This window comes from Tenacibaculum sp. MAR_2009_124, assembly GCF_900105455.1.
Taxonomy (GTDB): Bacteria; Bacteroidota; Bacteroidia; order Flavobacteriales; family Flavobacteriaceae; genus Polaribacter.
Genome location: NZ_FNSF01000007.1, coordinates 425,307 through 440,070 on the forward strand (window position 1 = coordinate 425,307; position 14,764 = coordinate 440,070).

At 31.9% G+C, this 14,764-nt stretch carries 14 protein-coding genes; 1 reads left to right on the forward strand and 13 read right to left on the reverse strand.

Annotated features, from left to right (window positions below):
• Nucleotides 1-157 precede the first annotated feature (157 nt).
• Complete coding sequence (locus BLW23_RS18760) at nucleotides 158-3,949, forward strand: M36 family metallopeptidase (RefSeq protein ID WP_093672747.1); 3,792 nt, start codon at nucleotides 158-160, stop codon at nucleotides 3,947-3,949.
• Between the two features lie 73 nt (nucleotides 3,950-4,022).
• Here BLW23_RS18760 and BLW23_RS18765 read toward each other — a convergent pair whose 3' ends face one another.
• The 13 genes from BLW23_RS18765 to BLW23_RS18825 form a co-directional block, all read right to left on the reverse strand.
• Complete coding sequence (locus BLW23_RS18765; protein ID WP_093672749.1) at nucleotides 4,023-4,967, reverse strand: MBL fold metallo-hydrolase; 945 nt, start codon at nucleotides 4,965-4,967, stop codon at nucleotides 4,023-4,025.
• A 71-nt stretch (nucleotides 4,968-5,038) separates the two neighbouring features.
• Nucleotides 5,039-6,145 carry an acyltransferase family protein gene (locus BLW23_RS18770; protein ID WP_093672751.1) on the reverse strand — a complete coding sequence of 369 codons (1,107 nt, stop codon included), beginning with the start codon at nucleotides 6,143-6,145 and terminating at the stop codon, nucleotides 5,039-5,041.
• 190 nt (nucleotides 6,146-6,335) lie between these two features.
• Nucleotides 6,336-6,845, reverse strand: coding sequence for an endonuclease V (locus BLW23_RS18775; protein ID WP_093672753.1), 510 nt, complete (start codon nucleotides 6,843-6,845; stop codon nucleotides 6,336-6,338).
• A 13-nt stretch (nucleotides 6,846-6,858) separates the two neighbouring features.
• The gene (locus tag BLW23_RS18780; protein WP_093672755.1) at nucleotides 6,859-7,626 is read right to left on the reverse strand and encodes a hypothetical protein; all 768 of its coding nucleotides are present in this window, start codon (nucleotides 7,624-7,626) and stop codon (nucleotides 6,859-6,861) included.
• Between the two features lie 10 nt (nucleotides 7,627-7,636).
• Nucleotides 7,637-8,089, reverse strand: coding sequence for a hypothetical protein (locus tag BLW23_RS18785; protein ID WP_093672757.1), 453 nt, complete (start codon nucleotides 8,087-8,089; stop codon nucleotides 7,637-7,639).
• A gap of 12 nt (nucleotides 8,090-8,101) precedes the next feature.
• Entirely contained in the window at nucleotides 8,102-9,163 is a 1,062-nt protein-coding gene (locus BLW23_RS23375; protein ID WP_093672759.1) for a hypothetical protein, read from the reverse strand.
• Between the two features lie 8 nt (nucleotides 9,164-9,171).
• The gene (locus BLW23_RS18795) at nucleotides 9,172-9,573 is read right to left on the reverse strand and encodes a glycine-rich domain-containing protein (RefSeq protein WP_093672761.1); all 402 of its coding nucleotides are present in this window, start codon (nucleotides 9,571-9,573) and stop codon (nucleotides 9,172-9,174) included.
• Nucleotides 9,574-9,576: 3 nt separating this feature from the next.
• Nucleotides 9,577-10,584, reverse strand: coding sequence for a potassium channel family protein (locus BLW23_RS18800; protein ID WP_093672763.1), 1,008 nt, complete (start codon nucleotides 10,582-10,584; stop codon nucleotides 9,577-9,579).
• The gene (locus BLW23_RS18805) at nucleotides 10,574-10,876 is read right to left on the reverse strand and encodes an S-adenosylmethionine decarboxylase family protein (protein ID WP_093672764.1); all 303 of its coding nucleotides are present in this window, start codon (nucleotides 10,874-10,876) and stop codon (nucleotides 10,574-10,576) included. The genes BLW23_RS18800 and BLW23_RS18805 overlap by 11 nt, the downstream gene beginning before the upstream one ends.
• A 9-nt stretch (nucleotides 10,877-10,885) precedes the next feature.
• Nucleotides 10,886-12,448 (reverse strand): polyamine aminopropyltransferase, encoded by a 1,563-nt coding sequence (locus tag BLW23_RS18810; protein WP_093672766.1) that lies wholly within the window; start codon nucleotides 12,446-12,448, stop codon nucleotides 10,886-10,888.
• A complete protein-coding gene (locus BLW23_RS18815) occupies nucleotides 12,436-13,314 on the reverse strand; it encodes a DUF350 domain-containing protein (protein ID WP_093672768.1) in 879 nt (292 codons plus the stop codon). The genes BLW23_RS18810 and BLW23_RS18815 overlap by 13 nt, the downstream gene beginning before the upstream one ends.
• Before the next feature lie 26 nt (nucleotides 13,315-13,340).
• Nucleotides 13,341-14,171, reverse strand: coding sequence for a hypothetical protein (locus tag BLW23_RS18820; protein WP_093672770.1), 831 nt, complete (start codon nucleotides 14,169-14,171; stop codon nucleotides 13,341-13,343).
• Nucleotides 14,172-14,180: 9 nt separating this feature from the next.
• Nucleotides 14,181-14,735 (reverse strand): DUF4178 domain-containing protein, encoded by a 555-nt coding sequence (locus BLW23_RS18825; protein ID WP_093672772.1) that lies wholly within the window; start codon nucleotides 14,733-14,735, stop codon nucleotides 14,181-14,183.
• Nucleotides 14,736-14,764 lie beyond the last annotated feature (29 nt).

The window sequence follows — 14,764 nt, forward strand, 5'->3', positions numbered from 1 at the left end:
TATATTTAAATTCTTTTAAAGGTATTCTGTATTAGTTGAAAATAGCTGTTTTTATTGAATATTTGTTAAATTTTTAACTTTTTTTCATGTAAATTTATTTTTTTGAAGGTTTTTTTTATAACTTTATATCACTTATAAACCCTTCAAAACCAATATTATGAGAAAATATTGTCTGTTTGTTATATGCATTATTATGTGGCAAGCAAATTTTTCACAATCAAAAAATCCTAAAGATTTAGGTATAATACAACAACATTTTAATACTTTAAAAACAAAAAGTAAAACAGCTAGTCAAGATTTTTCTGAATGGAAAATATCGAGTTCGGCTTCCTCCTTGAAAAAAGGATTGACTCACTATTATTTAACGCAATATTATAATGGAATTCCAATTGTTAATGGAACTTATAATATGTCAGTATTAGGAAGTAAGATTAATTTTACTCACGATCAGTTTGTATCAAATATTTCAGCAAAATTGATTGGCGCTAAATCGACTGCTATTTCGGAAGTTCAAGCAATCAATGAAGTTATAAAGGCCCATCAATTAAGGTCAGCGAATAGATTGGTAAAGACAATGAAGAGAAGTGAGGCAGGGGAAGATGTATCCGAATATAAGAACTCTGGAATTACAGAAGATAATGAACCAATTTTAGTTAAGAAAGTGTACATTCTTCATAATGATAAATTGCATTTATGTTGGAATGTAAACCTTTATGAAAAGGGAGGTAAGAATTGGTGGAACTCCTATGTTGATGCCTCTTCAAGTAGAATTTTGTCGGAAGATAATTGGGTAATCTCATGTAGCTTTGGAGTTGATGAAGATCATAGCGGGCATACACACACAAAGATAGACTCTGAGGAGTTTTTTCATGCGGATGATGTTCCTTATTTGAAAGAGAAAAGTATGTTAGCGCCTGATTCGTATAATGTTTATGCAATGCCTTTAATGAATCCAGATGATGGAGGAAGGTCAATTGTAACGAATCCAGCAAGTGCAAACGCTTCTCCATATGGTTGGCACGATACGAATGGTGCTTCGGGTGCCGAATATAATATTACAAGAGGTAATAATGTATGGGCTCAGGAAGACAATAATGGAAACAATGGGACAGGAGCATCTCCAAGTGGTGGAAATGGACTGGATTTTAATTTCCCAGTGAATTTAAATCAGGCCCCGAGTAATTATCGCGATGCTTCTACTACAAATTTATTTTATTGGAATAATATTATGCATGATGTATGGTATCAATATGGTTTCGATGAGGCTTCTGGTAATTTCCAAGAAAATAATTATGGAAACGGAGGAACGGGAGGAGATTCTGTGAATGCTGACTCTCAAGATGGCAGTGGAACGAATAACGCAAATTTCGCAACTCCGGGTGATGGATCAAACCCTCGTATGCAAATGTTTTTATGGAATAGAACGAGTCCAGGTAGAGATGGTTCTTTTGATAATTTAATTATAGCTCATGAATATGGTCATGGAATTTCAACTCGATTAGTTGGTGGACGATTTTCAAATGTTTTGGGTGGCTCTGAACAAATGGGTGAAGGATGGTCTGACTGGTTTGGTCTTATGTTAACTATGAAACCGGGTGATACGGGGGCTGATAAAAGAGGTGTTGGTACTTATGTACTTGGTGAACCTCTTGATGGTTTAGGAATTAGACCGACGGTATATTCTACAGATAGATCCTTAAATAATACAGACTATGCGGATATTGGTGGACTAAGAGTACCTCATGGAGTAGGATATGCTTTTGCAACTATTTTATGGGATATGACTTGGGCATTAATTAATCAAGAAGGATTTGATCCTGATTTTTATAACGGAACCGGAGGTAATAATATTGCTATGGCTTTAGTTATAGAAGGATTAAAAAACACAGCTAATAACCCTGGTTTTGTGGCTGGTCGTGATGGAATATTACAGGCGGATCAGGATCTTTATGGTGGTAGATACAATTGTTTAATTTGGAAAGCTTTTGCCGAAAGAGGAGTTGGACGTGATGCCAATGAAAATAACAATGGAGGTTCAAACTCCAATACTGATCAAACAGTTTCTTTTGTAAACCCATGTGATGGAGGTAATCCAGATCCAGGGAACTGTGAAGGAGACGTAAGTTCTTTTCCATTTAATGAAAGCTTCGAAGCTAGTTTAGGTTTGTGGAAAGATGCAACCACTGGAGATGATTTAAATTTCACTAGAAATACTGCTGGAACACCTTCCAATGAAACAGGACCGACTGCTGCTGCCGATGGATCAACATATATTTATGTAGAGGCTTCAGGCGATGGTACTGGTTTCCCAAACAAACGAGCAATACTAAATTCTCCTTGTTTAAATTTAAGTACCCTAACTTCACCAAAGCTTAGTTTTCAGTATCATATGTACGGAACTGCTATAAATAGTTTAACAGTTGAAGCACGAACTGATAATACAGGAACTTGGACTTCCGTATTTAGTAAATCTGGAAATCAAGGGAATGCATGGTTAACTGCAGGTATTGATTTAACTGCTTATGCGGGGCAAGCTAGTGTACAATTACGTTTTAATGTAGTTACAGGTTCAGGAACTAGTGGATGGCAAAGTGATATTGCTATTGATGCAGTGAATATTAGCAATGATGACGGTGGATCAGGTAGTGGTTGCCAAGGCGGAGGAATAGCTTCTTACCCGTTTAACGAAAGTTTTGAGGCTAGTTTGGGACAATGGAGTGATGCAACTTCTGGTGATGACTTGAATTTTACAAGAAATTCTGGAGGAACTCCTTCAAATAGTACAGGACCAAGCGCTGCAGCTGATGGTACAACTTATGTTTATGTTGAGGCTTCTGGTAATGGTACTGGTTTTCCTAACAAGAGAGCGATATTAAATTCGCCTTGTTTAAATTTTACAGACTTAACAACACCAACGCTGGCTTTCCAATATCATATGTTTGGAAGTGCAATTAATAGTTTAACAGTTGAGGCGAGAACCGATAATACAGGAACTTGGACTTCAGTATTCAGTAGATCTGGAAACCAAGGGAATTCGTGGTTATCAGCTAATGTCGATTTAGGAGCATATGCTGGACAAGGAAGCGTGCAATTACGTTTTAATGTAGTTACAGGTTCGGGAACTAGTGGATGGCAAAGTGATATAGCTATTGATGCCGTTTCTATCGGAAGCGATGGAGGTGGATCAGGAGGCGATTGCGCTACCTTAAATTTCAACGATTTTACAATTAACGCATTCTCGAATCAAGATAATAGCGGTAATTATTCTGTGTCAACTGCTGGAGAATCTTTAACGTTGAGTAATAATACTTGGAAGTATATTTCGATGAATTATACGGTTACAGCAAACACGGTTATAGAGTTTGAATTTAGCAGTACTTCACAAGGAGAGATACACGGAGTTGGTTTTGAAAATGATAATACATTAACGTCTTCTAGGTACTTTAAAGTTCATGGTACTCAAAATTATGGTATCACAAACTATGATAATTACGCAGGGGGAACAAAAAAATATATCATTCCCGTTGGAAGCTCTTATACAGGAGCAATGGACAGACTTGTATTTATAAATGATAATGATGCTGGTTCTGGAAACAATTCTACTTTTAGTAATGTTAAGATTTATGAGGGATCATGTGGAGGTTCTGCCTTTGATACTAATAGTTTTGCGACTCGAATTGATATTTTAGGAAATCAAGATGAAGAAGTATTTGGTTCATTGCAAATTGCTCCAAACCCTATATCGAAAGGATACCAATTAAATCTTGTAGGCCCTAATAAAGGATTTGATAATGCTACTTATGAGGTAATTAATTTATTAGGACAAGTACTTGAAACAGGTAAGTTAACTAGTAGAACCATTAATGTAGATAAATTAAAGGCGGGAGTTTATATCCTAAGTCTCGAAAATGAGTTTACTAAATCGAATAAACGATTTATTATAAAATAGTTTTTAGTAGTCAGAATAATTTCTGAGAATAGTTTAGGTCTCTTAAAGTTTACATACTTTAGGAGACCTTTTTTTATCTATTGTATGCTTGGAAGAATTCAGCGACTAAGTCTTCTATTTCATCTTCATTGTACTTTCTTGAAAAATGAACAGGAATAGGATCTTTAACATTCGCCTTCTTCATTATACTGCCAGATTCTTTTGCAAAGCTGTGGTAATTTAATTTTGCAAACTCTGCATCCTTGTTCTTATAAAAGCATTCAATAAATACCTTATTAGCGGAATTAAAGTGGTTTTTTATTTTATCATGATTCTCTGTAAAAGCTCCATGATCCATTATAATACCTAGAGAATCTCCTTCTTGAATATGAAGAAGGTGAAATAGATCCGTTGCTTTAAAAATATTAGAGTCCACTTGTATTTCTTTATTGTGGTTATTTAAGGCGAAGGCTTCTTTTAATTCTTTTACCCAAATTCCTCCTTTTAATTCTTTATTCAGCAGTATTTTTGTTTGAGGGTATTCTTTGAATAGATAAGATAGAGTTGGGATTTTATGATCTAGCAAAATACCTGTTACTTGAAATTTATCTTCATGAAAAAGAACGTTAGAATTTTCTTTAGAAATGGTTTGTAAATCCCATAAAGGAGGTTTTAATTGATAGGTTACAATTTCGTTGTCAGAAATCATTTCTTTTATCACATAACAAATTGAATTTTCTTCAATTAAATTCCAAGAATAACTCAATAATCTATTTTGTACCTGTTTAGCTATATGAATGGGACCACAAATTGTAATGGGTCGTTCCATTCCTATTTGATGTCTGACGATAGCATCGAAATTAACGAAATGATCAATATGGGTATGACTTATAAATATAGCGTTACAATTTTGAATTTCTTTTACAGTTAAATCGCTAGCCTCACCGCATTCGCAAAGATAATTCCAGGAATGATTATTGGGTTTTACTAGAATAGAGATATCTTCATTTGGTCTACTTTTAATGTAGGTCTTAAACATAACTTATTTTTATTTCGTTTTTAAGAGTAAAAATAAGAGATATTCTAATATATTATCTATATAAAAAATGTTTAAATAGGTCTTGAGGCAATAACTTCAAAATTCTTCTTTAATTTTAAAAACGGCGTTTCAATAAATCGATAAGAAAGAACCGAAATAGCAATTGTTACGACGAAAGAACAAGTAAAAGAAATGATTAAAGCACTTGTATCTTCTATTTTTAAATAGCTTACCAACTGCCATCCAATCCAGTTCCCGATATAGTGATAGAGATACAAACCATAAGAACGTTTACCAAGAAATACCAATGTTTTCATTGAAAAAAAAACTCTGAACAGCTTGCTGTCAAGAACGGAAAATAAAATAAAAGTGGTAGAAAGCCCAACCAAAGGATAAGTAATATTTAGCCAGTAAGAAGTTTCTGTAATATTTGGAATACAACAAATAACACAAAAAAAGAGAACTCCAATAGCACCTAAAATTTCTGGTTTACACAATTTCTTTAAATAGTTGAATCCTCCAAAGCCGAGTACAATTCCAAATATAATAGATTCGAAATGTGTTATTGGAAGTACCCAAATTGCTGGGTGTGAAATTTCATCAAGAATAAAATAAGTTCTTATTAGGTTTAGTAGAATCATAGATAAAAAAAAACAGATAAATCTCATTTTAGGAGAAACTCTAACCAATAGTAAAATTAAAAAGGGAATGAGTAAGTAAAATTGTTCTTCATATGAAATTGTCCATAAGTGAGGTACAAAAGGTATTGGGTTGTAGTTATAAATAGCGGTAAAAATATTGTCAGTAAAAGTAAACAATCCAAGAATTCTTAAACTTAAATTCGACGTAATATCTGTAGAGCTAATAAATATTGAAACTGCTACTGTTGTAAACAAAAAATAAATAGGCCATATCCTAAAAAAACGCCTGATATAAAATCTTTTTAAATTAATAGTATGTGTTTTTTTATGCTCAGCGATTAAAAGTTTAGCGAATAAAAATGCCGATAGGCAGAAGAATAAGTCTACACCAATCCATCCATAGGTATGAAGATTAGATAAGACAGGAACTTTTGAAACTAAGGGATGATGATGGATGAAAACAAGCAAAAATGCGAAAAAGCGTAGACCATCGAGTTCAGGAAGGTAAAACCTCCTATTTAACTGTGGGGGAGTCATAGGTTGAGGGATTTGATTATTAAATTTCTATGTTTTTTATTAAAAAAAGGGTGAGCAATTCTATAGAAAGTGTGAAACCAAAAACCTAAAGAGTATTAACTTTATGAACAACGTTTAATATCCATTGCATAGTACTTCTTACGAAGGACAAATATGTAATGGATTTTGGTTAATTCTTAAATGAGAACTTTTAGTGTTGATTGTCTCTTCCTAAGGAATCTACCTTTTTCAACAAAGTAGGAATTCGATATTCACCATGCATATTTTTTATCTTATCAGCAGCAATATCCAGATCAATACCTTTGGAAGTAACATATAAGGGTTTTTGACTATCGCCTCTTAAAATCGCTTTTTTATGAAGTTTTAGATTATGAAAGTTATTTTTCGCAACACCAATAATGGGGATTTTCTTCTGTAATTTGTCATACAAATATCCACCCAAACCAAGTTTTTCTTGATCATCTAATACAACAAAACCATCAACAATAATGGCCTCACATTTTGTGAGGTCTATTTTGTTAAGTAAACTTAAAATACATGGTAATTCTCTCTTGTAAAATTCTCCAGGAACATAATCATCTATGCCGTTAAGTATTTCATAATAAGAATTAACTTCTTCGCTAGCTGTCCAAGTATTAAACTCTAAGCAAACAGTATTGGCTTTGTTTTTAAAGTAATAGGTGTCAAAAACAAGAATCATTGATTTATTGGTATTAGTGTATTAGATAAATAAAAAACATTAAAAACGTGGTTATTATAAAAAGTATAATTTTAACTGGAAATTGAGCTATTTTACTAACTATATTTAATACGTTTTCTAGACTGTTAGAGGTTGTAGTTAACGAATTTATATAAGCATTTAAAATTTTTGATTCATCGTTTTCTTTGTCTAATTGGTCGCTCAACTGAATTTCTTCAATGTTTAATTTATTAGAGAAAAGGGTTAATGTTTTTCTGATGAAGAAACTAATAGCATTCCCTATAATCGGAATTTTATCAGAAATAACATTGCTCAAAGTAGGGATTGTAATAATATGGGTAATTCCTTTAAAGAGGAGCAATAGAACATCCTTTCTGTTTTCTTTAGTAATATGGTCTCCAGTTAAATTAATATCCGAAACAACTGATTTGAGAATGTCAATAGAATAGGTTAGAGCGTTGAGTATATCAGTTTTGATTTTCCAAGTCAGAAAAATTACACCAGAAAGGAATCCTATGAGTAGAAATAAGATGAAACCAATAATGGTATAAAGGACATACTGTATATGCACTAAATCAATGAGGAAGTAACTTAGTATAAAAGCGATTAAGGCGATAAATATCGGACGAATAGCCCAGTTAAGAATATATCTAGGAAAGATTAAAAGTTCTAAAAAATTTGAAATAACCTCTTCGTTGTGATATTTAGAAATATCTATTCCTAATTCTGTTTTTATTTTTTCATCTAATTTTTCAACATCTCTTTTATTCCTGATTTTCATAGCTGATATTTTACTTAAGGAGTTTAAATTTTACATATAAAAGTAAAGATTTACCAGATTCACTCTGTTTTAAAAGATTAATTATATTACAAGAGTTACTTTGAATAGGACATTGGTAAGTTGAAGAAATGATACCTTTACGAATACTATTTTCAGCGGTACTTAAATGATGACAAACAGTTCCAAAGTAGGGTTTTGTTCCATCGATAATCATTTCATGATTGACTAAATATTCATAGAAATGATTAATCCAAAAAGCATCGTATGATTTAATTGGTTCTTGTTCTACAAATTTGCCGCATAGTTGAATTGATACTAATTTCTCATCTATCTCAACTTCATTTTGATTATAAATGCTGCTAAGTTCTTTTTTATTTTCATCACTTAACTCATTCCACCAATTTTCTACTTTTAAGATATCTTTAATGGAAACATGAGATGTTAGTTTATCTGGAATATTCATAGCTCTAATTTTTTAATCACCCCCACATGAAGAACAGCTCGAGCAAGAAGAGCAGCTAGAACAAGAACTGCAGCTTGAAGCAAATGAGTCGGAATCACTACCCCATGAATCAAGATCGAACCAATTACCCGAGTTATCATTTTCCGGTTCGTTAATTGTTATAGGATCGTTCTCAAAAGTTGAAGAAACTGTTTCTAAATCAGAGTCGGTATCAAAAACGTCATCTTGAGCATTCAATTCATTAGCGTAGCCTAAGTCTTCTCCATTTTCGTTTTCATAATGAGATTCTTTGATAAGAATAGGTGAGCTATCATGCATAATATCGGACCAAATAAAACTGTAAAATAAGTAGTCGTCAAAGCCGTGATAACCACCATATACTCCACCTCTTTGCGTATTGTGAGGAATCTCGTTTTTATCTTGAATTTTGCGCTTCGGTAAAATGAATTTATTTTTTACAAACGATTTGATGTCGTCTGTTTCAATTTCTTTTTTTAGCGTTAGTTTAATTTTATTCAAGAAATAATCAAACGCTTTTACTTTACTTTCTCTAAGTTCGTCAAATGAGTTTTGACTGCTTACTGCATTGTTTATTTTATTTTTCACATTTCCAAGTGAAAATTCTTTAAATAACCCAGATACTTTAATGATAATTGGATAAACACCAACTTCATGATCTCTATTTATTTCCACTTCGATGAGGTATTTAAAATCATTGTCTTCATGTTCTAAAACTAATTTTAGTTGTTGAAAATGAATAGACATTGCTTCATTTACTTCAATTTCATAAGTGTCTAAAGCTTCTTTTAAATCATCTTTCTTTCCGTCTCTATCATGATAAAAATCAATATCATCATGAGCAATTTTAATAATGTTTGTAATATTCAACCCTCGGAAAGTCGCATTCAATTGTTGAAGTATCGCTACTGCGGTAAAGGTTTCACGCTCTTGCTTATCTGAAATACTGCCAAGAGTTAAATGGTGGAAAAACTTTTTAAATGCTTTTGTGGGTTTAACTTTTTTTATCTCGGTTAACTGAGCTGGGTCAATGGTAAGAATTCCTTCTAAATACATAGTAATAATTAATTATGACAGGAACCACAATTACTTGCGGCCCAAATGTTAATAGCATGCACTCCCCAAATTAACTCAGAAGGTTTGCCATACTGTTGAATATAAAGTTCTATTGTTTTTTCATAAATAGCATGATCACTCGATTCACTTGGTGTATGGTGAATAAATCTATTAAAATATTTTAAACAAAAGACATTGTAATATTTTGTAAATAAAATGAATTCATGCCAAGCTAAATCTACGATTAATGATGGTGATAGTTTTTTATTTGTAAGATGAATTAGGTTAAGGAATCGAAGCATTTCGATAATTAAATCTTCTTCATCAAAATCGTGATTATCGGTGATTTCTTTAATTTTTTTCTTGAATAAAGGAATTTGGGTTACAATATCGTCCAATTGGATTTTCATAGACTAATTTAAATATTGTTTGTTTTCTCCATTGGCGATATACACTAAAGTATCTTTTTCAAGTAGTTTTAAATCATTTTCAGGGTTTTTAATAAGTTCACCATTTCTACTTATAGCAACTAAAGTAATTCCTAAATCTTTTTTGAGTTTAAAAAAGACCTCAATGAAAGAAGCATTTATAAACTCATTGTTTATAGATAGTTCAGTTTCACAGATATCGAGGTTACTTTTCTCCGTTGATGTAGAAATAAGGTCTTCTGTTAATAATGCTACATTAGGTTCAAAAATATAGCTCGCGATAAACTTAGAAACAATTTCTTTTTTAGGAATTATAAACTGAACTCCGAGATAATTGAATGAAGATTTAAGTTCTACATTCTCAATAGCAACAACACAGTTAATTTTTTCGAAGCGCTTTTTTAAACTGATGGTATAAACTAATGTGTCCGTATCGTTTTCAAAACTAATATAAACTCTTCTTGAATCTAAAATATTGACTTTCTCAATAGATTCATAGTCTTTTAGATTGGTTTGTAAAACGAAGCATTGGTCGTCGGAATAAATTTGGCGAATATCTTTTAAATCCGATTCCTTATTTACAACAATGGCTAAAGGTTCGTCAGCTTTTACGATTTGTTCGGCTACGCTTTTAGAAAAAGAATTCCAACCGATAATTATGCAGTGATTTTTCATTTTTGTCCCAAAAAATCCCATTTCTCTCTTTTTTAAATATTCTGATATTTTTACACTTAATTCAGTAATAAGGTACCCTAAGAATCCTAAACTACCTAACACAAATAAAATTCCTATAAGCCTTCCCCAAAATGTTATCGGATAAAAATCTCCATATCCAACAGTGGTAAGAGTTACCAATGAGTACCAGTAGGCGTCAGCAAGATTTCGAATATTTGTATTTTCGAAGTTAGATTCAAAATAAAATAAACCGTATACTAGTATATTATAAACACCTACAATTATGATAAATAATATGAGTTTATGCTTACTCTTCATTTGCCATTAACTTTTGGAATTGATTTAATTTGTCTTCATTACAGCTACTTAATTCTACATAGGTTTTATTCCCTTCGGGAAAGGTATGAATAGCAAGATGACTTTCTCCTAATAACCAAAAACATGTATAACCTTGTACGTTGAAATAATGTTCACTGAAATTTAGCAATGTGAAATTACATTGTAATAACAATGATTCAAATTTTTCTTTCAAATATTTTGGTTCTGTTTCCGAAATCCATTCTTGAAGATTAAATATTTTCGCTTCTATTTTTTTATATTCTGTATTCATTCGCATTTTTTAGTATAAATCCCAATTCCCATCAAGGTAATATTGATACAACACAGGATTTTGAATTTTATTAATCTCTATTTCATTTATATTGGTGTTGAAAAAATCTTTCTTACCAAATGATGTCAAAAGAAGCATTGCTTCTTTATGTATCCATTTTGTTTCTACAGAAGAAAAATCAATGTTTCGTAGTCGATCTTTAAATCTTTCTTTAGACAAAGTTTTGTCTTTCGTTCCAATAATCCATCCCCATTCTCCCATAGATAAAACTTGATTATGCATTGGTACTGTGGTAAAACCTGCCGATTGCAATGTCAAGTTAATACATTGAAAGGCTTTGGTAGCATAATAAGGACTGCCAGATTGTGTTATGATAAGCCCGTTAGATCTTAATTTACGGTAACATAATGAGTAAAACTCATGAGAATACAATCTTCCTAACTCTACACTTCTTGGGTCGGGTAAATCAATAATAATGATATCATAAAACGATTCATTGTCTTGTTCTAAATGAATATAAGCGTCTTTATTATAAATAGTCAGCTTATCACTGCTCATTGAACCTTCGTTAATGTTAATCAAAACAGCGTGTTCTTTGCCAAGACTGGTCATATTTGGATCCAAGTCTACCATATCAATTTTATCAACTGAAGGATATTTTAAAAGTTCTCTTACAGCGCATCCATCGCCGCCACCTAATATAAGTACTTTTTGAGGATGTGGATGAACTTGCATAATTGGATGCACTAAGGGTTCATGATACATCTTTTCATCAATAGAGCAGAATTGGAGATTTCCATTAAGATACAACCAATGCTCATTTTTCCATTCGGTTAATACAATTTTTTGATATTTACTTTGTGCAGCATAAATAACCTTGTCTTTGTATTTTTTTTGTTCACCCCAAGTGATAATTGAATCCGTAAAACTTATCCCCGCAGTTAATGTTATCAATACTACAGTAATCATAGCAAGCATGCTGTTTAACTGCTTTTTGAACATTTTACCTCTAAATCGATAAAACACCATGCAGGCAACAAAAAAGTTAATAAGCCCAAGGATAAAAGGTGTGTAGGTAAGTCCTAATATTGGAAGACCAATAAAGGCGAAAAATACACCACCAAGTAAACTACCATAGTAATCTTTTTCAAGAATTGAAGAAATATTGGTTTGTAAATCTTCATATTCTTCGTTAATCCTAACAACAAGAGGAATTTCTAACCCAATAAGTAAACCAACCAACATACTTAAAAAGTAGATGACAATATCATAATTGGATGAAATAGCGGCTAGAGTATATACTAAAACTGAAGAAAATGCTACAATTAGAGATAAGGAGAGTTCTAATAGCAGAAAGTTTCTGATTAAATTTGTTTTAAAAAGCTTGCTTAGTCGACTTCCAAGCCCCATACAAAACAACATTAAAGAAACAATCATTGTCCATTGAAAAACTGAGTTTCCTATGAAATAAGTTGCTAACGTGGATAAAACATATTCGGCTACGATTCCAGCGAAACCAGTAGCAAATATCGCTAGTTTTAGAATGAATGAATTGTTTTTTAAATGCTCCATGTAATCAAAATAGCAGAACCAACATAGGCAAAAGCCTCAATTAAACCAGCTCCAATATTTGGTTTTTCTTGATTGATAATTTCATCAGTTAAATTACGTTCAGGTATTAATACTTTATCCGTTATAAATCGCATGATAGGAAGTAAGATGATTCCTAAAATAGTTTGTATACAAACATCTATTATAGTGGTTGTCCAATCAACAAACGGATCTATTAATGCATTCATAATAACAATTCCAATGGCAAGAATAGCTCCACTGAAACTAACACCTACAGCAACATTATCTGCTTCAATTTCTTTATGAACATCAAAGCGAATCCAAAGGGTGTAAATTTTAGAAGCTACGATTAGCATGATATTACCGATAAACCAATAGGTTATAAATGTGATAAGGCCTTCTTGTAAACTTGTAGATTCTCCTATAAGTGCGCCATGCAGTAATAATGCATTAGAAATATATATACTGGCTTCAATAACTCCCGTTCCGTTGTTCTTATCAACTAAAATTTCTTTTTTGAGATCAAAGTTCGGTAGGATAAGTTTGTTACTTAGGCGAATTGAAATTTGTAATAATAAAATGCCAAGTACTCCGTATAATGCAATATGGCTGAGATCTGTATAAAAGCCTAAACTTTCTCCTAAAGTGGCTCCACCTACAATAATAACAAGAGCTATAAAATACCCTACATATGATAGTATAAAAGCAAAGTTATCTTTATGAACGAGTTCGGAGGTAATATCAATTTTGGGGTTTAATAGTTTAAAAACTATCTTACCAATATAAAATATGATTAACGCGATTAGTATATATCCTAATGAGTGTCCAAAGCTTGTGATATCTATATATTCATTTAGATTTCCCATTTATTTATTCTTTATTTTGTTAGTTGTTATTTACCAAATCCACCACTTCGTGAGCGAAATGAAGAGCTTTTGTATCTCGATTGACTTCTGCTCGTTTTGCTATAGCTTTTTCTTGAAGTGTAGCCTCGAGATTTTAATTCAGAAGAGCTTTTGGAAACTTTTGATTGTACATTATTTTTAAAGGATTGTGGTTTGCTAGACCAAGAAGTGTTTTTGTTACTTTTAGATTTAGTACCATATTCATTAGAGCCTCCATAGTATGATTTTTTACTACGATAATTACGATTATAGTCATTCCAATCACGTCTAGGATAACCATATCCGTAGCCATATCCATAGGAAGGGCGAAAGAATAGATCCGAAAATAGGCGATAACGTCCGTAAAAAGCCCAAAATGAACTTCCACTACTATTGGTTCTCCATTCTCCATACCTTGGGTTTCCAACATAATTGTTAACGCCAGCCGGTGATGAATTTTTATCTAGTTTTCCATTCTTTTTACTAAGAACAGTCATCCCTAAATCATTTTGATATTCTTCAAAAATAATTGGAGATACTTCCTTCCAATCGGTATTTATTATTTTTACATCCGTCGGACTCGAAATGGTATCTTTTAATTGCTCTTTCGTTAGCCTAGGTGGAGTTTCTTCTATCAAAACACGGTATTTATGAAAGTACTTATCTGTAGCTTCTTTGTAGTCCATGTCAGATAAAATTACACTGTAATTATCTTTGTCAATATATTTGGTAATAATATTGTCTAGTGGCGATTTTACAAATTTAGGTTTTGGTTTTGAGCTGCATGAACTTACAATAACAATTGTAAAGAGTAGCAATATATATTTTAAAAAGCGCATAGTTGTTTTTTATTGATTGTATGATGGTAGAATATTACTGATTTCGAAAGCTTTAATTGTTTTACCAACACTTACTTCAAAATCATTATCATCCCATTGTTCTATTGTTAAACATTTTTCCTCATCTTCATCTAAATAATCAAAAGAAATAAGTTCTTCCCATTCAGAAGTATCAACATCTCTATAATAACCAGGAGATTCTTCATCTAAATAATAGGTTATATTATCATGAGTGAGTTGCTTCGGAGGTTTTCCTTTGCTTTCAATATGATCAATTATTTCCGGAGCTAGTTTACGATATTTTAACTTTTTTGATATTGTAATGATTAGCTCGTCGTCATCTTCAATATGCAAAAATAGTTTTTCTCCTTGTGATTCGAGAACGAATTCTCTGGAAAAGTAATTATCACCCCAATCGTATTCACACATTTTTTTTACGGTCCAGGTTCTTAAATCGTAATCTAGCAAATATCCTTTTTCTAGATCTGTTACTTTTATGTTAGTTGGATCGTAATGTGTTTCTTCTTTATCCTTGTTACTTTTGAATAAGTCAAAAAATCCCATTGCTTTATGTGTTAGTTGTTATATGTTTT